Origin of the sequence: Nocardia sp. NPDC057455 (assembly GCF_042802775.1) — a bacterium.
Classification (GTDB): domain Bacteria; phylum Actinomycetota; class Actinomycetes; order Mycobacteriales; family Mycobacteriaceae; genus Nocardia.
In genome coordinates, this window is record NZ_JBHVDM010000001.1 from 168,989 (window position 1) to 185,097 (window position 16,109).

The window sequence follows — 16,109 nt, forward strand, 5'->3', positions numbered from 1 at the left end:
ACACTGCCTTCATCGGGCGACCTCGGCGAGGAGGGAATCCCACCGGCGCAGAAAGAGCTCGAGGCCGTAATGCTCCAGCGCGAACTGCCGTCCCGACTTGCCCGCGAGCACCGCGAGGTCGGGCTCGTGAAGAAATTCGTGGAACTTCGCGGTGAGCGCCGCGACGTCGGAAGAGATCGCGCCGGCTTCCGGCGGCACTGCCCTGACGGCCTCGGTGGTGGCCAGGGCGACCACCGGCATGGCCAGGTGCATGGCCTCGAGGAGCGACAATCCGAGTGAAGTCCACCGCGCGGTGTGCAGGTACACCCTTCTGCGCGCCATTTCCGGATGCAATGCCGACTGCCGCAAGTCACCGATTCCGCGAATCGGGTGGGCGGTGGGTCGGTCCGCTGTACAGGCTTCCGCTCCGATGCCGAACACATCCAGCGGTCCCGCCATCGCGAAGTCGGGCAGCAGATCGCTTCCGGTGATCCTTGCGCGCCGTATCGGTTCGTTGATCAGGGCCACGCCGTGCGGCAGTTCGCCGGTGTACAGCGCGCCGGGGTCCACGATGCCGTGCGGCACCACCCGGGTGGGCGCGCGTCCGCTGTCCCACATCAGATCGTTGAAATGCGTGACGTGCGCGATCGGGATGTCGGCACGATCCGCCAGCGGATGCCGTGTGGTGGCCGCGCTGGGACGCGGCGTGTTGTGCTCGACATAGACCGCCGGAATGTCGGCGCCGGGACGCTGCCCGAGCCATCGCTCGGTGAGATCTATTTCCTCCGGGCGCTGGAGAACGACCACGTCCGGCTCGGCATCGCGCAACGCGGCGGGGGGCGCCTCCTCGGCAGACGGCCAGTCGCGGCCGCACCGGCCGCGCCCCCAGGGCCCGCCGCCCTCCACCACCGGCACCAGGTATCGGTGCGGCCCTTGAACGAACGACGTCGTCCACGAGCCGTGGACGTGCCACAGCAGCACGGTGAGCCGTTCGGTGGTTGCGGCCATGTCGGTAGCTCTTGCCTGTCACTGCTGAACCAAACCCGATGCCCGCAGCTGTAAGCAATCTGTCAGCTATCGGCAAGGAGGTGGCATCTGTTCGCGTCGCGGGCCGGCGCGGCCGGGGGCCGACGACGAGTTTGAACCGTAGGTCCCAGGCAATGGCCGCGATATGAGCGCACCGAACGCTGTCAGGTTTCCCACCGAGAATCGGGCACCCGAAACGATCGAGATTCTCGATCCCGCTACCGGTGCCACCGTCGGCCGAGTGCCCATGACCGATGTCGCGGAGATCGATCGGCAGGTAGAGCTGGCCCGTCGGGTGCAGTCGGAGTGGGCGCGAACCGCGGCGGCCGAGCGGGCCGCCGCGTTACGCGCCGGTGCCGCCTTGCTTCGCGAGCATGTCGAGGAACTGGCCGAGCTCAACCGTGTCGAAACCGGACGCCCGCGGCCGGAAAGCAAGGAGGGTGTGCTGGCAGGCGCCGCGACGTTGGAGCAATACGCCGAATTGGGTCCGCTGCACCGAGGGAAGACCCTGCACGGGGACTTCGAAGCGACCGACCTCATGGTGTGGGAGCCGCGCGGCGTCGTCGTCGCCCTGACGCCGTGGAACGATCCGGTGGCCGTGTCCTGCGGTTTGCTCGGCGCGGCGCTGGCCACGGGGAACGCGGTCGTGTTCAAACCGAGCGAACGCACGCCGCACACCGGCGGTCTGCTCGGCGGTCTGCTCGCCCGCGCGCTTCCCGAAGGGGTGCTGCAGACGGTACAAGGCGATGGGAGGATCGGCGCGCTGCTCGCCGCACGCACCGATGTGGACGTCGTCGCGCACGTCGGCAGCACGTCCGCGGGGCGGTCGATCGCGAAGAGTGCCGCGGCGACGGGCGCCAAGGCATTACTGGAGAACGGCGGCAACGACGCGCTCGTGGTCGACGCCGGGGTGGATCCCGTGTGGGCCGCCGGGCAGGCGGCGCTCGGCGCGTTCGCGAACTCCGGCCAGATCTGCGTGTCCGTCGAGAGGATCTTCGTGCACCGGGACGTCGCGGACGCCTTTCTGGCGGCGCTGGTCGCCGAGGCCGAGTCCTGGAATGTGGCGCCGTTGGTCGACCGACGCCACCGCGAGCAGGTACACGCCCACGTGCGCGACGCGGTGGATCGAGGAGCCGATCCGCTGACGGGCGGAGCGATGCCGGATGGTGCCGGTGCGCACTATCCGGCAACCGTGCTGGCGCACTGCGATTCGAATATGCGGATCATGCGAGAGGAAACTTTCGGTCCGGTCGCGCCGGTGCGGGTGGTGGACACGTTCGAGCAGGGCATCGCGGAGGCCGCCACCGACGATTACGGCCTCGCGGCGACCGTGCTCACTCCATCGATGGCCCATACCCAGCATGCCTGGCGGGAATTGCCGGTCGGCACGGTGAAGATCAACGCGGTGTTCGGTGGGGCGCCCGGCGGATCGGCGCACCCCCGGCGGGCCAGCGGATCCGGCTTCGGTTACGGACCCGAATTGCTGGAGGAGATGACGCAGACGAAGGTCGTGCACCTGCGCCCGGCGCCGCACTAGAACATGGCCGACGGTGCGGTCAAACGAGCGCGAAGACCACTCTCGCGGCGGATCGACCCGCGGTGCAGCGGGTCCGCGCCGGGCACATGCGGGAACGTTTGCACGGTTCGGCGCCGGGACTACGGCGGGTGTCCCGGTCCTTACGGCCGACGCCTCGACCAGGGACCTGCTCGACGGACTGCTCGCGGGACAGTCGGCGTGAGCGCCGAGCCCGCGGCGAAGACCACCGTCGTCATCGCCACCCGTAACCGCGCGTCCGAATCGGCCCGCACCCTGACCGAGGTACGCGCACTGCGCCCGCGTCCCGCGATCGTGGTGCTGGACAACGCTTCCGACGACAACACCGTGGCCGAGGCGGATGGACACCTCGCGCACATGACCACGTTGGCCGACGCGGCGCCGATCGTCCTGGTCGACAACGATCCATGGACGGCACGGACGACGCGCTCGCGGCGGCGTTCCCCACCGGCAACCTCATGCGCGCAACGGAGAATCTGGGCGCGCTGGCCAGGAACATCGCGGTGGAGCGGGCAGTGACGCCGCGCCACCGCACGCTGTTATGTGGGCTGACGGTCATCACGCCGGGCCGGCTCGTCGCCGGCGGCGCGCCACGGCAACCGCAGAGACGTGCCCGGGCGGTTGTATGTCCATTGAGCGACGGCGGTTACCGCCGAGCCGAGCGAGGTGATGCCGGCGAGCAGTGGCCAATGGGTGAGTCCGGCGGTGTCGTAGGAGACCTGCCGGACTCCCGGTGCGATGAGACTGCCATTGCCGAAGGCCCAGCTCGTCACCATTCCGATCTGCCCACCCAGGTCGGTGGTCCGGGCGAGCATGGCGCGTAACTCGGGGGCCTTGCTGTTGATGTAGAGCACCGTGAGCAGGACGAGGGCGGCGGTGGTCACGGTGGAAACCGTCGCCGCGTGCGACAAGGTGTCGGTGCGAAGCCGGAGATTCGCCGCCACCAGGCAGACGGTGAGGACGATCGCGCCGGCGGAAAGTATCGCCAGGGCGCCGCTGATACGAGCCGTGGGCGGTTGCGAGGACGACCAGGTGTTCAGGTACGAGGTGGTCGCGGTGATCCGGCCGAAGGCATTGGCGCTGGCCTTGCCGTCGGCGCCGGCAGCTCTGAGCCACGGCTGGAACAGCAGGATCAGCGTGATGAGGCTGCCGGCCACGGCGCTCAGATAGCCCCAGTGGCCGTGGAACGGCGACAGGTTTGCGCGAAGACCGGCGAGCCGTCCCGGCGCAGTGCTCGGTACTCGTTCGGACCGAGTGTCTCTCGCTGACCACGGGGTTTGCTGCACTTCGCTCCGAAATCAAGGGTGTTCGGTGTCGAGAACCGAGGCGGATATGGCAGTCCCCCGACCGCGGTCGTCGTACGCACGGGTCCGGCAGAGGGGGTATCCGGACATTAAGAGGCGCAATACGTTCGATGAATGATTGCGATCAGCGCGATCCGATTTCCGGTACCGCGCGCCCGTACTTCTCTCGTTGTGTTCGAGGACACGTGAGCCCGGTCGGGTGACGCCACGGTCGAGACCGTGCCCCGACTGCGCCGGCCAGCCGGTCCGACGGCGAGTGCGCCGCATGACCGGCGCCAGGCGATCCATCCCGTCGGCCGGTGGTCGAAAGCGCGTCAGGCCACACGGTGGACGAGAACCGTCCGGCAGCCGACGACGAACTGAAACCCGTTGCGGCGCAGCGGCACATCTGCGGTCGAGATGGCAGGCGACTCGCCGGAGCACGCAACGCCGATCGATCGACTGGACGAACAGGCGAAAGATGATTCCGGAGAGGTAGGGGAGATACAGTACGGCCGTGACAGAGCAACGATCGCCCATCGGCGGGGATCGCTCGCAGGACCTCGGAGTGCCGCCTTCGCTGGACCTCCGATCCGCCGACTGGTCGAGTTCCGATGAGACCCTTGCCCGGCTGTTCCAACGTGTCGAGGCGTATGCCATAGACGCACGTGACTGGTATTCGCGGGACAGCCTGACGAAGCGGCGAACCAGCCTGGCCCTCACCGCGGCTACGCTGGTCCTGGGCTTACTCGGAATATTGGTGCCACTACTGACGACCGCCGGGGTGCACGCCATCGATCCGAGCTGGGGATACGTCCTGCTCGCTTGCGCCGCCGGGGGTGCCGGATTCGACCGTTTCTTCGGCGTCTCCACAGCGTGGATGCGCGATCTGCGCAGCGCGCAGTCGATCAACGCGATGTTGTGTGATTTCCAGCTGGAGTGGGCATCCGTCTCGCGGGCTGCCGCCAATTCCAACGGGGAGATAGACCGCAGAATGGGGTTGCTGAGAGATTTCTCCTACCGAGTCAACGAGGTTATCGCACACGAAACGGATAGCTGGGCAGGCCAATCGCAACCCTCGGTGACTGCGCGGATAGGCAGATTCGATCGGAGATAGAGCCGCACGCCTCGGCGAGCCGAAATCATCCACTCTCGGATCAGGATGACGCCACGTTCACGGCTCCGGGGGAGTTGGGTGGTGGGCCGGGTCAGGCCAGAGCGACCAGTTCGTGCAACGTGGACCCGGTGCGCGTCTCGACGCCGGTCTCGGTGTGGACGGTCAGTTCGAACGACGACTCGAACCGGAAGTAGCCGGGATGGCCGACGAGCCGATGCGCCAGCGGCTTGATCAGTCGCGATCGGGCGACCGGAATGTCATCGAGCAAATCGTGCGCGTGGATGACCTTCTCGACGTCCAAGCGCAGGTCCACGCTTCCCGGCACGCACAGTTCGATCCATTCCGGATAGGTGCGACCGGCGACCGGGTCGAATCTCGCCGGGCCTTCGGTGAGGACCGTCTCGCCGGTGGACAACACGATGTCGCCGTGATGGGCGAGCATCAGTGGACTGATCTCGTGCCCGCCCCGCCGTTGCTGGGTCGAGACCGAGGCGTAGAGCAGCGAATAGTCCTCGACGTACAGGCGCCCCCAATGCCAACGGTCGATGATCTTCTTCATATCGCCGACGCCCCAGTTGTGGTCGTGATACCCGCGCCCGGTGACTTCGTGCCGAATGCCGTCGAGTTCGATGGCGCCGCTCACCTGTGCGCGCGGCGCTGCGACCACCCACCCGAACGAATCCCGCGCCCCGAATCGGGTCTCGCCTTTGCCCGGCATCCAACTGGGAGTTTCGTTGTGAAATCGCAGATCGAAGACCAGGCCGTCCTCGGCCATGTGCAGGTGGTGAATCGGCAGCCCGTCCAGCGGGTGCTCGGTACGGGCGTGGTTGGCGCCGATCCGCACGTCGCAGGCTTCGGCCGAGAATACGGCCGCCGCCCTGGGGTACCGCCGAGACACTTGGCGGCGGGTGCCGTCCGGTGCGTACACCATCATCTCCACCCAAGGTCTGGCGTTGGGCAGGTCCTCCGGTCGCCGTTTGGTCAGGAATCCGATCACCACGTGCCCGGTGTCGAGGTGGGCGTCGAAGTACCAGTGCTCGAACGCCAGTTTGCTCGGCGAGGGATGAAGTCCGTTGTGCTCAGGCTCAACAGAGGTCAGCACTCCATCCCGGCGGCCGGGCCCATTCCATACTTCGACGATTTCTGCGGTGCTCATGGCTGCTTTCGGTGTCGGTGGACACGGCCGTGGCGCGTCGGGTCCGGAATCGGCGCGCCGCGGCGGCGCAGGGCGAGCGCGGCGCGAAGGTCATCGGCGTAGCGCCCCGCCGGCGTCGAAAGCCGCTTCACGACCTTGCATCTGGGCGCGGTACCAGTTCTCGCGATGCCAGAGCATGAACTTCTCGTGCGCCCGTGCGAAAGGCGGAACGTTCCTGCGCAGGATCTCCATCGCCGTGATGAGGGGGAAACGCAGGAGGGGGATGGCAATCCAAGGGAACGCCGGGGGCATGGTGTACCGGCGCCGGGTCCAAGGAGCCATGTACATCGCGGAGTACACGGAGTTGATGCGGAAGTTGTACGCCTCACGCAGCCGCGTGAGACCGCGATGGCCGTCGCGCGGCGCGAAGGCCACCGGGTAGGACTCGATCAACTCCGCGCCGTGCGCACCGGCGTCGTAGGAGCGGGACGCGATGGTCATGGCGAGAACACGCAGCGAGTCGAGGACTGTCTCCGGATACCAGCGCAGCCGCACCCCGAGCAGGTATCCCATGTACTTCTGGAAATGCAGCAGCGCGCGTATTTCCGAAGGGGTCGTTTGATAGCCGAGCGCCCACAATCCGAGGCCGGGGGTGACGCTGCCGCCCAGGAGGGTCAGCATCTGATAAGTCTGGCTGATCGGCAGGCCCCACCTGTCCATGTGCCACTCCGGATGGCCCGCCACCTTCGCGCGGATCGAGACGTGCATGATGCGGACCTTCAGTGCCGTGGCACGTCCTGCGGAGCCCGGAGTCAGCAGTGCGCGGGGCTCGGAGACATCGATCCAGAAGCGGGTGGTCTCCAGGAAGCGGCGCAGCGCGCTGTCTCCGGCGTATCCGCCGGCCAGCGACAACGGCGTCGCGACAGCGGCTTCGGTGTACATCTCCAGTGTCTCCGCGCCGGCGAAGCTGAACAGCATCGTGCCCCACCGTCGCCAGATCGCCGCGCCTTGCTCGACCAGTTCGGGCACCACCCACTCGGGCACCGTCTCGAATTCCTCGAACAGCGCCCGCATCGACTCCGGTGCGTCCGGCACGGCGTCGATTCCGGCGGCGAGGGCGGCTTCCAGCATCTGTCGTCCCGCCTGTGGGCCGACCTCACCGCGCAAAACCTCCGCGACGAACCGTTCCGCGACCGGGTCGCCGGTGAACAAGTCCTCGCACAAGGCGGCCGCTTGCACGTCGGTGGGAAACAGCTCTTTCCCGGTGACTCGCACGAACAGACGCTCCAGGCGCTGAAACTTGGGGGAGCGGCGCGCTTCCCAGTACCGGAACGCGGTGGGGCACTTCACCGTCGGCTGTTCCGCGACGATATCCGCGCCCGCGGGCGGGACCTCCACTGACATGGGTGACTTCTCCTGGTATCCGATGCGGTTCGGGTCGTTCGGCTCGGCGTGCTCAACCCACGCGGCGTCGTCGCACCACGCAGGTGACCATACCATCGGGTATTGTTATCGGTACCGTTTCGAATGGAAATCTCTAATCCGTGCGGGATAACGCGAAAGGAGTTCGGTGACCGGCAGATACGCCACCATCGCCAGAAGCGTGCAGTGGACGGTCGCCGCGCTGAAGCAGCCCTGTGACGGGGTCACCTACGATCGAGAGGTGATTTCCACCGACGCAGGGTCGCGCCGATGACAGCGGACCGGCCACCGGGCGGCGACAGCATCCGGACCCCTGACGTGGACGCCACGAACTCCGCGCCGCGGCGTTCCCGGAAGGCGGCGGCACAGCAGCGCGGCCGTGCTCCGCGGCTGTCGTACGAGGCATGGGTCGACGGTGCGCTGGCACTGCTCGCCCGAGAAGGCGTCTCCGCTGTCAGAATTCCCCGGCTGTGCCAGGAACTCGGCGTCACCAAAGGCAGTTTCTACTGGCATTTCGACGATATCGAACAGCTCATGGAGGCGATGGCCGACCGCTGGAGCGCGCTGCAGACCGAAATCATCCGCGCGCTCGGCGCGATAGAGTCCGTTCCGGTCGAGCAGCGCATCGCCAACATGGCCGCCAATCTCATCGACCAGGGCACCTGGGCCACCGAAGCTACCGTGCGCGAATGGGCGCGAAGCGATGAGAAGGTGGCCGCGACGGTGCGTGCCTTGGATCAGCAGATCTTCGAAACGGTGCAGAAAGCGATGCTGGAACTGGGCTTCGCTCCGGACGAAGCGCGTCTGCGCGCCGGTGCGATGGTGTACTTGGGCATCGGCTTCATCCACGGCCGCGGCAGCCTGCCCACCCCGACCGCGGAGCAAGCTCGAGCGATCCTCGGACTGTTGACCATCCCCGCTCCGAAACAAGATCGGTCGTAGCTGACGGGCGTGGCCGGTGCTACGGCGGATCCAGGTCGCAGTTGATCGGGGTTCCGGGCCAACTCGCGGAGCGCGGATCCGAGGTCGCTGATCGGGTTCCGCGTGCCTATTGGGCCGGTCATAGGCGTCCGCTCGCGGTAGGCGTCAGTTCTCCGGCGGGGCGGGATCGCGTCGCCACGTCACGCTCAACTGGTCGCGCTCGCCGAACCGGACCAGGTGCCTCGCCAGCACATCCTCGAGCCGCGCCAAGTCCTCCGGGGCCGCTTCGATCCGCAGGTGCAATTCGCCCTCGTGCGCGGTGACCGTCGCGCGGCCGGTGTCCAAGTCGATCCAGCCCGACGAGGACTGCGCCGACCACTCGCCACCATTGCGCCGCCCCAGATGCGCCACCAACTGCTTGCCGTACCGCTCCGGCCGATCGGTGCGAACCACCGAGTGAGAAGCGGTGTGCGAGCCGCCCGCGGTCACGATGCGGCTCCGGATCGGTATCCGACGTGCGAGACGACACGGGCGTCCGGAACCTGCGAAGCCATGACGGCACCAGCCTTCGAGTTGCTCTGCATTCGCGGTCACTTGTCACCTACGGCGAGCGTGACCCGTCGATGAACTTCGGGCAGCGCCGACGCAGCAACGATATGGCCAGCACTACCCGGGCACTTGCCGTTCACACACCGGTTCAGTCCTCTAACGAACCCACAGCACACGCGGAGACGGAGCTGCTCACCGTGGTCGTCTACGCCGCTGCGCGGCCAGTTGCATCTGCCATGGCGCCGACGTCGCGGGCGTGGATGCCGTCGTCATCGACCAGCGCCACGGTCGCGATGATGTCCTCGGTGGGCCCGATGACGCGCGGGTGTCGACCGGCAGGCTCTCTCCGCGGCGGTTCAGGCGGCGGAGCACGCTGTTCGTTCGACCAGCCGCGAGGTTTCCCGCGACCCGATCGGATAGCGGCGATCGGATAACGGCCGGTGCCGTGTTCCGGGCCACCGCGCCGACCCGCCTACGTAGACTTCCGGCGTGACCGATCTCGCGGACTTCGCCCGGCTGATCGCCGGCGACCACGGACTCTGCGTCGTCTCCGCCCTGCGAGCCGACCGTACGATTCAGTCGTCCGTGGTCAACGCGGGTGTATTGCGACACCCCACGACCGGTGCGGACGTGGTGGGCATGGTGGTGCGCGGCGATGCCCGCAAATTGGCCTATCTGCGTGCTCGGCCGCGTGCGACGGTTGTCGTTCGCGCCGGATGGCAATGGTCCGCCGTCGAGGGGCCGGTGTGGATCGCCGGTCCCGACGACCCGGTCCCCGGCGTCGATGCCGAGCGGTTGCGTCTTCTGCTGCGTGAGGTGTTCACCGCGGCCGGTGGCGTGCACGAGGATTGGGACGAGTACGACAGGGTGATGGCCGCCGAGCGCCGAGCGGTGGTCTTGGTCCAGCCGGATCGGGTCTACGGCAACGGCTGAGATTCCCGCAGCACCCGCGAACCGGCAAATGAATGCGGCTCGACCGGAGTCCCGGCTCGTAAGTTTCGTGCTGGGCAGAGGCGCCGCGGAGCGGGAACCGCGAACGCCGCGCCCCGACGTCGAGCGGATCGATCCGGTGCGGGCGTCGTTGGCTGTCGGGTTGCGGCCCGGCCACCACGGCTGAGGTTCTATCGTATCTATGCTGTCGGCATTGGCATGTGGGGTGTGTCCATACGGTGAGGACGACGGATCATGGCTGAGTTGAGCGAGGGTGTGTATCGGATCGTCAACGTCGGCACGGGTCATGTGTTGGCGCTCGACAGCTCTGATCAGGTCACGGTGGTGGGGGAGGCGGGTGTCGAAGACGGCTGGCAGCATTGGCTGTTGTCGAGCGCGCCGGAATTCGGCGAGGGGATCTGGTACATCACCAACGGCCGCAACGGCACCCGGCTCGGACTCGGCGACGGTCTGGTGTCCGAAGGTGTCCATGTCGAATGCAGCGGGACGCCGATGGGATGGCGGATCAGCACAGACGAAGCCCACCCCACCTGCTACCGCATCGCCGTTTGGCCGGTCGTCGAGTTCGTCCTCGCCCTGCCCGGCCACGACATCGGGATCGAGCAGATCGGGTTGACGCGCTACTCGGCCACCAGCAACATCCAGCAGTGGCGTTTCCACCGTCCATGACTCGATCCACGCGGGCCGCTGGGCAGCCCTCGGGCAGTGGCCTGGCAGCCCTTCGGTGCCGCATCCCGCATCGGTCAGGTGTGGATCATCCGAAATGCATGACCGCCGCGGCGCCGCAGCGCGCGGCATTGTCGAAGAAGGCGACCAAGGCGTCGTAGTGGTAGCGCAGGTAGTGCAAGCCCTCTTCGCCGTCGCGGGACCAGATGCGCGGGTAGATGTCGGCGGCATCCATCGCGGCGCCGTCGTAGTGCGCGGCCAGCCGGTCGAACGGTGCCGCTTTCAGTCGCTGAGCGGTAGCCCGCACCAGATCCGCCGGCCATCCGTAGTACTCGTCGTCGAGGAGGTCGCCGTCGTAGAACAGGTCGATTCCTACTTCGGCCGACTCGAACAGGTATCGCAGCCCGTCCCACGACTTGTCCAGGTAACCGGAGGGATCCCCGTCCGCGGACTCGAGCGCCCATAGCTCGTCCGCGCTCCCGGCGGCCAATCGTCCCAGCTGTTCGCCGGTGACTTTCGTGAACGACAGGATCACGCCCATCGACACTCCCACTCCTCGAAGAACGGGCGCCACCCTTTTTCTGCTGGGGCACCCCGATGATCGTGGAATGTAGCGGAGCGCAGCGACAAGAATCAGCGGCATAAGCGTCAGCGGTGCGGCCGAGGCGCTCTCCCTCGGAGGGCAGGCGATGCCGTAACCAGCTGTGGCTGAAATTCCGCCCCGCGGGTGGTCATGCCCTGGCCCGCCTCGGCGCCCGCGACGCTATGACGCGGCGGGTCGGTGCTGTTCGATGAGCATTCGCGCCATGAGCTGGGCGCGGTGAGCGGCCAGCAGATCTCCCTCGGCGGCGGAGATGATCGAGCCTTTCATCAGGATGTGCCAGGACCGGGCGAAATCGTCCGGGTCGGACAGTCCCGCCGCTTCGGCCCGGCTCCGTACGATGGCCCGGATATTGTCCAGATATCCGATGCTGGCCTGCCCGGCCGGATGCGCGGCGCCGAGTTCGAGCAGCACGTTGATGAACGAGCAGCCGTCGAAGTCCTCCCGCTTCTGGAACCAGTCGTGGAAGACGTCGAAAATCGCCAGCAACTGTTCTTCGGGTGTGTTGCCGCGCGCACGAGATTGTGTTTCGACCAGGCCGAGCGTCCACAGCTGCTCGCGACGCTGGAGCACGGCGAGCACAAGATCGTCCTTGGACGGAAAATGCCGGTACAGGGTCGCCTTGGCCACACCGGATACCGCGATCACTTCGTCGGTGCCGACCGCTCGGATGCCGCGCCGCGTGAACAACGTGTAGGCAGTGCTCAGTATTCGCTCGCGAGCGGGTGCGGCGGATGCGGTGCGTGGAAGGTTCGGCGTTTCCATCTCCCCTTCACGGTATCGCTGTACAGACAGTACTGTCTCTGTTAGTAAAGAAAGACAGGTCTGTCTTGAGGATGCAGGGTGGGCCCACTGTAGAGCGCTTCGAGCGCGAAACGAATCGAGTGTGCCCATATGAGCACAGCACTGCACGGTCTCAGCAACCCCACCCAATCGCCGGCCGAAGGGCCGGACGACGCTCACGCCGCATTGCGCGCGACCGTCGAACGCCGTGGCAACGCGTCCATCGTCCATTTTCACGGCGAAGTCGACGCCTATACTCTGCCGACGTGGCGCAGTCTGCTGCGTGAGGTCGTCACGGCAACCGCGGCGCCGGGCATCATCGTGATCGACACCGGCGGCCTCGGCTTCATGGCCTGCCGTTCCATGCTGGCCTTGGCCGAGGAGGCCGAGGCATGCCGGCTCCGAGATGTTCGGCTGTGCGTGGTCGGCAACCAGTTGGTCGTGACACGCATCGTGACCCTCCTCGATCTCGACGCTCTCCAGCCCATCTACGCCTGCGTCGAGGACGCGCTGGCCGGCTCGGTGCCCAGCGGGCACTACTTCGGAGGCCGGGCCGCGGGATAGCGCGGTGGAGCCGCGTCAGGCCTTCAGCACGTCGCACGTGTGCGCAGCGCGCTGACACATGAGTCCCGGCGGGATGGATGCCATCCCGCCGGGTTCTCGCGATGACGGGGGAGCGGTTCGAATGACCATCGCCACCTGCGTTCGGGGCCGCGGTGAGTACGGCGCGTTGGTCAGCGGGTTACTGGTCGGTGACCACGGTGGTCGGCACAGTATCGATCTGTCGGCCGTCCATCACTTGCCGCGGTCCTGTGCGCCGGGCCTGCGCGCAGTATTGCGTTCGCGCTGATCGCAATACTGTCCGTGGGCGCGCGTACGCGATTGAATCCGGTAACGCCTTCGTTCCTCGCTGCCCGAGAGGAGACGCCGACGCCTCGGCCGCAGACGTGCCGGCCTCGGACTGCCGAGAACAGCGCGACCGAGGTACCGGTTCCGTCGACAGCGCCGAACTCGGGGACAGCCGCAGCCTCAGACGAGGAGCACCACATGACAGCGCAGGCCACCGCCGCGACTCCGACCGACGCCTTCGTCGCCGAATGGCAGGACTGGCACCGCACGCAAGAGACGCGACTGGCCGACCCGCACGGCTTCCTGTCCATCACCGGTCTGCACTGGCTCACCGCAGACCCACAGCGATTCCCCGACGCGCCGGGCGCCTGGTCCACCGGCGTCGACGGCGTCACAGTGGTTCTCGACGACGGTGACGAGCTGGTGGTCGACGGGACATCGGTGCGCGGTCGGCATGTCTTCGGCGTCATCCCCGAACGCGGTGGCGTGAACGCCGTGTGGGGTGACGCGGTGATCGAGGTCGCCAAGCGCGGCGGGTACGACATCGTTCGCCCGCGGCACCCGGACAACCCGCTGCGCACGGCGTTTCGCGGCACGCCCGCCTACCCACCGCACCCGAAATGGGTGATCACCGGCCGGTATGTTGCCTTTTCGAAGCCGCGGCCGACCACGGTCGGCGCCGCTGTCGAAGGACTCGAACACGTCTATGACGCGCCCGGCCGAGTGGAGTTCGAGCTGGACGGCCGGGCGCTGCGCCTGACCGCGTTCCCCGGCAAGGATCCCGGCAGCCTGACCGTACTGTTCACCGACGAGACCTCCGGGGTTACCACCTACGCCGCCAATCGCGTACTGCACCTGTCCCCGCCCGGGGAGGACGGATCGGTGCAACTGGACTTCAACCGAGCCGCGAACCTGCCCTGCGCCTACACCGACCTGGCGACCTGCCCGTTGCCACCGGCGGAGAATCGGCTTCCGGTCGCGATCGAAGCCGGTGCGAAGCTCCCGTACGAGCGCGGTTGAACTCGATGAGCGACAGAGCATTACAGATCCGGACGCTGTCGTTTCTGACGCCGGGGAATTTCCCCGACGACGACCCTTACTCGGGGCTCGAGGACACGCTGCGGCTGTTCGAGTACGGCGAGGGCCTCGGCTTCGACGGTGCGTGGATCCGGCAGCGTCATCTCGAGCACGGTGTCGGGTCGGCCGCGGTGTTCCTGGCCGCCGCAGGCCAGCGCACCAGCCGAATCCAATTGGGCACAGCGGTGATTCCCATCGGTTACGAGAGCCCGTTCCGGCTGGCCGAGGATCTGTCGCTGGCCGATGTGCTCTCGCGGGGCCGGTTGCAGGCCGGCTTCAGCGCGGGCACCCCGCCGCATGCCGACTTGATCGGCGATCTGGTCTTCGACGGTGACTGGCGCTCCTACGATCTGTCCTACGGCCGGATCACCCGGCTGATCGAGAACCTGCGGGGTGACTTTCTCGGTGACGCCGGCGCGGTGATCCACTCTCCGGGCAACACACAGCGTCCCCGATTGCAGCCGCACAATCCCGGCTTGATCGATCGGCTCTGGTATGGCGGGGCGAGTTCCCGCTCGGTCCGCTGGGCCGGGGAGAGTGGGCTGAACCTGCTCACGGGGAACATCGTCTTCGGCGAGCGCAGCGACGATTTCACCACCTCCCAACTGAGCTTGCTCGGGGAGTACCGCCGACTCGTGGACCCGGCCCGACCGGCCCGGGTCGCGGTAGGACGGGTGATCGTCCCGTTCGACAGCGCCGACCGCGCGACTCGCGAGCGGTACCGGCAGTACGCGGCGAGCAGGTATGAGCGGACCCTGGCGCCACAAGGGGAGCGGCGTGTCCTGTTCGCCCCGGACTTGGTCGGCCCGGCCGAGGAGATCGTCGACCGGCTGCGGGCCGATCCGGTGCTCGCGGAGACGTCGGAGCTGCGGCTGGAGCTGCCCTACGAGTTCCGCCGTGCCGACTACGAACAGATCTTGCACGACACCGCGGAGCTGATCGCTCCGGCCCTGGGGCGTCATCCCGCGACGATCCGCTCCGGCGTCGAGCACACCACCGGTGAGGTGGCAGCGTCCGCTTGATTCCAGCGGCTCCGGTCGCGTCAGGAGCCGGTGCCGAGTGCGGCGGCGAACACCGGCCACGAGCTGTGCAGGTCGTCCTGCCAGTAGGACCAGGAATGGGTGCCGCTGCCGCGCAGCTGGAAGGTGGCGGGAATGGCCAGCTGATCCAGCCTTTCGCGCAGCTGACGGGTGCAGCGGTCGGCGAATGTCTCCAGGGCGCCGCCGATGAGGAGCTGGTCGATCAGCTTGCTGGGGTTGTGCTCTATTCCTGCGCTGTCGATGGTGTCGTACGGACCGGGGGCACCGGTCCCGCTCGCGACATAGATCGCGGTACCGCGCAGCTTGTCCGCGTGCAGATAAGGATCGTTGGCCGCCCACGCGGGATCGGTCGGCGGACCCCACATGTTCACCACGTTGCCACGACGCCCGCCCACCACCGCGCTCACGATCACCTGACCCTGCGGATCGCTGGTGCGCACACACCCGGAATACGAGCCGATAGCCCGATACAACCCGGGCGCGGCCAACGCCAGCTGGAACACCGACGTGCCCGCCATCGAGATGCCCGCGATCGCGTTCGCCCCATTGCCCCCGAATTCCGCATCCACGATCGGAGGCAACTCCCGAGTCAGGAACGTAGCCCACCGCTGCCGCCCCAGCATCGGATCATCCGCGCGCCAATCCGTGAAATAGGAGCTGGCGCCACCGAACGGGATCACCACATTGACTTGCTTGTCGCGGAAGAACTCCCCCACATCCGTCCGGCTGAGCCAGTTGCCGTCGGTTCCGCCGTCGATACCGTTGAGCAGGTACAGGGTGGGTGCCGGAGCTGATCTGTCTGCGGCCGGAAGGACCCGAACGGTCACCTCGTTCGCCATCGCGGCCGAGTGGACCGTCAGCTCGACCAGCCGCCCGGGTCCGGAAGCCGCACCGGCGATATGCGGTCGATCGGGGTGCCTGCCGATCGGCGGCGGGAGTTCGGGTCGGGCGTCGACCGGTCCGGCCGCAACGGTCACGAACCCGAGGGCGACGATGCTCAACACCGCCACAAGCCGTGCGGTCCGCGCCGCGCCGCGGGAGTATGAGGGCGGGCCAAGGGAAGTCACACAAGGCCTTCCAGGGGAGGCGGGACGAAACAGGCCCACGGTAGGCCGCGGATGTCTCGGCGGCAAGGCGACGTCGCGTTTGTTGGGC

18 protein-coding genes are annotated in these 16,109 nt (G+C 67.3%); 10 read left to right on the top strand and 8 right to left on the bottom strand.

The window, feature by feature from the left end; translation table 11 throughout:
* Positions 1-9: 9 nt before the first annotated feature.
* Entirely contained in the window at positions 10-987 is a 978-nt protein-coding gene (locus ACFU5M_RS00760; protein WP_379041722.1) for a glycosyltransferase, read from the bottom strand.
* Positions 988-1,150: 163 nt separating this feature from the next.
* Here ACFU5M_RS00760 and ACFU5M_RS00765 point away from each other — a divergent pair, with 163 nt between their 5' ends.
* Both ACFU5M_RS00765 and ACFU5M_RS00770 read left to right on the top strand, forming a co-directional pair.
* A complete protein-coding gene (locus tag ACFU5M_RS00765) occupies positions 1,151-2,542 on the top strand; it encodes an aldehyde dehydrogenase family protein (protein ID WP_379041724.1) in 1,392 nt (463 codons plus the stop codon).
* 198 nt (positions 2,543-2,740) lie between these two features.
* Complete coding sequence (locus tag ACFU5M_RS00770) at positions 2,741-3,079, top strand: glycosyltransferase family 2 protein (protein ID WP_379041726.1); 339 nt, start codon at positions 2,741-2,743, stop codon at positions 3,077-3,079.
* Positions 3,080-3,099: 20 nt separating this feature from the next.
* Here the strand turns inward: ACFU5M_RS00770 and ACFU5M_RS00775 are convergent, their stop codons facing one another.
* Positions 3,100-3,717 (bottom strand): hypothetical protein, encoded by a 618-nt coding sequence (locus ACFU5M_RS00775; protein WP_379041728.1) that lies wholly within the window; start codon positions 3,715-3,717, stop codon positions 3,100-3,102.
* Positions 3,718-4,360: 643 nt separating this feature from the next.
* Here ACFU5M_RS00775 and ACFU5M_RS00780 point away from each other — a divergent pair.
* On the top strand, positions 4,361-4,960 hold the full coding sequence (locus ACFU5M_RS00780; RefSeq protein ID WP_379041730.1) for an SLATT domain-containing protein: 600 nt from the start codon (positions 4,361-4,363) through the stop codon (positions 4,958-4,960).
* A gap of 91 nt (positions 4,961-5,051) precedes the next feature.
* Here the strand turns inward: ACFU5M_RS00780 and ACFU5M_RS00785 are convergent, their stop codons facing one another.
* Together ACFU5M_RS00785 and ACFU5M_RS00790 are read right to left on the bottom strand one after the other, a co-directional pair.
* Complete coding sequence (locus ACFU5M_RS00785; protein WP_379041732.1) at positions 5,052-6,116, bottom strand: lipocalin-like domain-containing protein; 1,065 nt, start codon at positions 6,114-6,116, stop codon at positions 5,052-5,054.
* Between the two features lie 90 nt (positions 6,117-6,206).
* Complete coding sequence (locus tag ACFU5M_RS00790; RefSeq protein ID WP_379041734.1) at positions 6,207-7,499, bottom strand: oxygenase MpaB family protein; 1,293 nt, start codon at positions 7,497-7,499, stop codon at positions 6,207-6,209.
* Between the two features lie 166 nt (positions 7,500-7,665).
* Between ACFU5M_RS00790 and ACFU5M_RS00795 the strand changes: the two genes are divergently transcribed.
* Together ACFU5M_RS00795 and ACFU5M_RS00800 are read left to right on the top strand one after the other, a co-directional pair.
* A complete protein-coding gene (locus tag ACFU5M_RS00795) occupies positions 7,666-7,791 on the top strand; it encodes a hypothetical protein (RefSeq protein WP_379041736.1) in 126 nt (41 codons plus the stop codon).
* On the top strand, positions 7,788-8,459 hold the full coding sequence (locus tag ACFU5M_RS00800; RefSeq protein WP_379041738.1) for a TetR/AcrR family transcriptional regulator: 672 nt from the start codon (positions 7,788-7,790) through the stop codon (positions 8,457-8,459). The genes ACFU5M_RS00795 and ACFU5M_RS00800 overlap by 4 nt, the downstream gene beginning before the upstream one ends.
* 144 nt (positions 8,460-8,603) lie before the next feature.
* Here the strand turns inward: ACFU5M_RS00800 and ACFU5M_RS00805 are convergent, their stop codons facing one another.
* Positions 8,604-8,891: a DUF2218 domain-containing protein gene (locus ACFU5M_RS00805; RefSeq protein WP_379041740.1), complete on the bottom strand. Its 288-nt coding sequence runs from the start codon at positions 8,889-8,891 to the stop codon at positions 8,604-8,606.
* 585 nt (positions 8,892-9,476) lie between these two features.
* On the opposite strand from ACFU5M_RS00805, the gene ACFU5M_RS00810 reads away from it, so the two are divergent.
* Both ACFU5M_RS00810 and ACFU5M_RS00815 read left to right on the top strand, forming a co-directional pair.
* On the top strand, positions 9,477-9,920 hold the full coding sequence (locus tag ACFU5M_RS00810) for a pyridoxamine 5'-phosphate oxidase (protein ID WP_379041742.1): 444 nt from the start codon (positions 9,477-9,479) through the stop codon (positions 9,918-9,920).
* A gap of 252 nt (positions 9,921-10,172) precedes the next feature.
* Positions 10,173-10,607 (top strand): hypothetical protein, encoded by a 435-nt coding sequence (locus ACFU5M_RS00815; protein ID WP_379041744.1) that lies wholly within the window; start codon positions 10,173-10,175, stop codon positions 10,605-10,607.
* Positions 10,608-10,692: 85 nt separating this feature from the next.
* On the opposite strand, the gene ACFU5M_RS00820 is transcribed toward ACFU5M_RS00815, so the two are convergent.
* Together ACFU5M_RS00820 and ACFU5M_RS00825 are read right to left on the bottom strand one after the other, a co-directional pair.
* Positions 10,693-11,145: a YfbM family protein gene (locus ACFU5M_RS00820; RefSeq protein ID WP_379041887.1), complete on the bottom strand. Its 453-nt coding sequence runs from the start codon at positions 11,143-11,145 to the stop codon at positions 10,693-10,695.
* Positions 11,146-11,367: 222 nt separating this feature from the next.
* Positions 11,368-11,970 carry a TetR/AcrR family transcriptional regulator gene (locus ACFU5M_RS00825; protein WP_379041746.1) on the bottom strand — a complete coding sequence of 201 codons (603 nt, stop codon included), beginning with the start codon at positions 11,968-11,970 and terminating at the stop codon, positions 11,368-11,370.
* A 129-nt stretch (positions 11,971-12,099) separates the two neighbouring features.
* Between ACFU5M_RS00825 and ACFU5M_RS00830 the strand changes: the two genes are divergently transcribed.
* The 3 genes from ACFU5M_RS00830 to ACFU5M_RS00840 all read left to right on the top strand — a co-directional run bounded on the left by ACFU5M_RS00830 (position 12,100) and on the right by ACFU5M_RS00840 (position 14,936).
* Positions 12,100-12,552, top strand: a complete 453-nt coding sequence (locus tag ACFU5M_RS00830) for an anti-sigma factor antagonist (protein ID WP_379041748.1) — start codon at positions 12,100-12,102, stop codon at positions 12,550-12,552.
* Between the two features lie 483 nt (positions 12,553-13,035).
* Positions 13,036-13,857, top strand: coding sequence for a DUF1684 domain-containing protein (locus ACFU5M_RS00835; RefSeq protein ID WP_379041750.1), 822 nt, complete (start codon positions 13,036-13,038; stop codon positions 13,855-13,857).
* A 5-nt stretch (positions 13,858-13,862) separates the two neighbouring features.
* Positions 13,863-14,936, top strand: coding sequence for an LLM class flavin-dependent oxidoreductase (locus ACFU5M_RS00840; RefSeq protein WP_379041752.1), 1,074 nt, complete (start codon positions 13,863-13,865; stop codon positions 14,934-14,936).
* A gap of 20 nt (positions 14,937-14,956) precedes the next feature.
* On the opposite strand, the gene ACFU5M_RS00845 is transcribed toward ACFU5M_RS00840, so the two are convergent.
* Positions 14,957-15,964 (bottom strand): alpha/beta hydrolase, encoded by a 1,008-nt coding sequence (locus tag ACFU5M_RS00845; protein WP_379041754.1) that lies wholly within the window; start codon positions 15,962-15,964, stop codon positions 14,957-14,959.
* Positions 15,965-16,109: the final 145 nt, after the last annotated feature.

What these genes read in the sequence shown, in the direction of transcription:
- ACFU5M_RS00760 (WP_379041722.1), bottom strand. Translation starts at nt 987, where the DNA reads ATGGCCGCAACCACCGAACGGCTCACCGTGCTGCTGTGGCACGTCCAC.
- ACFU5M_RS00765 (WP_379041724.1), top strand. Translation starts at nt 1,151, where the DNA reads ATGAGCGCACCGAACGCTGTCAGGTTTCCCACCGAGAATCGGGCACCC.
- ACFU5M_RS00785 (WP_379041732.1), bottom strand. Translation starts at nt 6,116, where the DNA reads ATGAGCACCGCAGAAATCGTCGAAGTATGGAATGGGCCCGGCCGCCGG.
- ACFU5M_RS00790 (WP_379041734.1), bottom strand. Translation starts at nt 7,499, where the DNA reads ATGTCAGTGGAGGTCCCGCCCGCGGGCGCGGATATCGTCGCGGAACAG.
- ACFU5M_RS00800 (WP_379041738.1), top strand. Translation starts at nt 7,788, where the DNA reads ATGACAGCGGACCGGCCACCGGGCGGCGACAGCATCCGGACCCCTGAC.
- ACFU5M_RS00815 (WP_379041744.1), top strand. Translation starts at nt 10,173, where the DNA reads ATGGCTGAGTTGAGCGAGGGTGTGTATCGGATCGTCAACGTCGGCACG.
- ACFU5M_RS00820 (WP_379041887.1), bottom strand. Translation starts at nt 11,145, where the DNA reads ATGGGCGTGATCCTGTCGTTCACGAAAGTCACCGGCGAACAGCTGGGA.
- ACFU5M_RS00825 (WP_379041746.1), bottom strand. Translation starts at nt 11,970, where the DNA reads ATGGAAACGCCGAACCTTCCACGCACCGCATCCGCCGCACCCGCTCGC.
- ACFU5M_RS00830 (WP_379041748.1), top strand. Translation starts at nt 12,100, where the DNA reads ATGAGCACAGCACTGCACGGTCTCAGCAACCCCACCCAATCGCCGGCC.
- ACFU5M_RS00835 (WP_379041750.1), top strand. Translation starts at nt 13,036, where the DNA reads ATGACAGCGCAGGCCACCGCCGCGACTCCGACCGACGCCTTCGTCGCC.
- ACFU5M_RS00840 (WP_379041752.1), top strand. Translation starts at nt 13,863, where the DNA reads ATGAGCGACAGAGCATTACAGATCCGGACGCTGTCGTTTCTGACGCCG.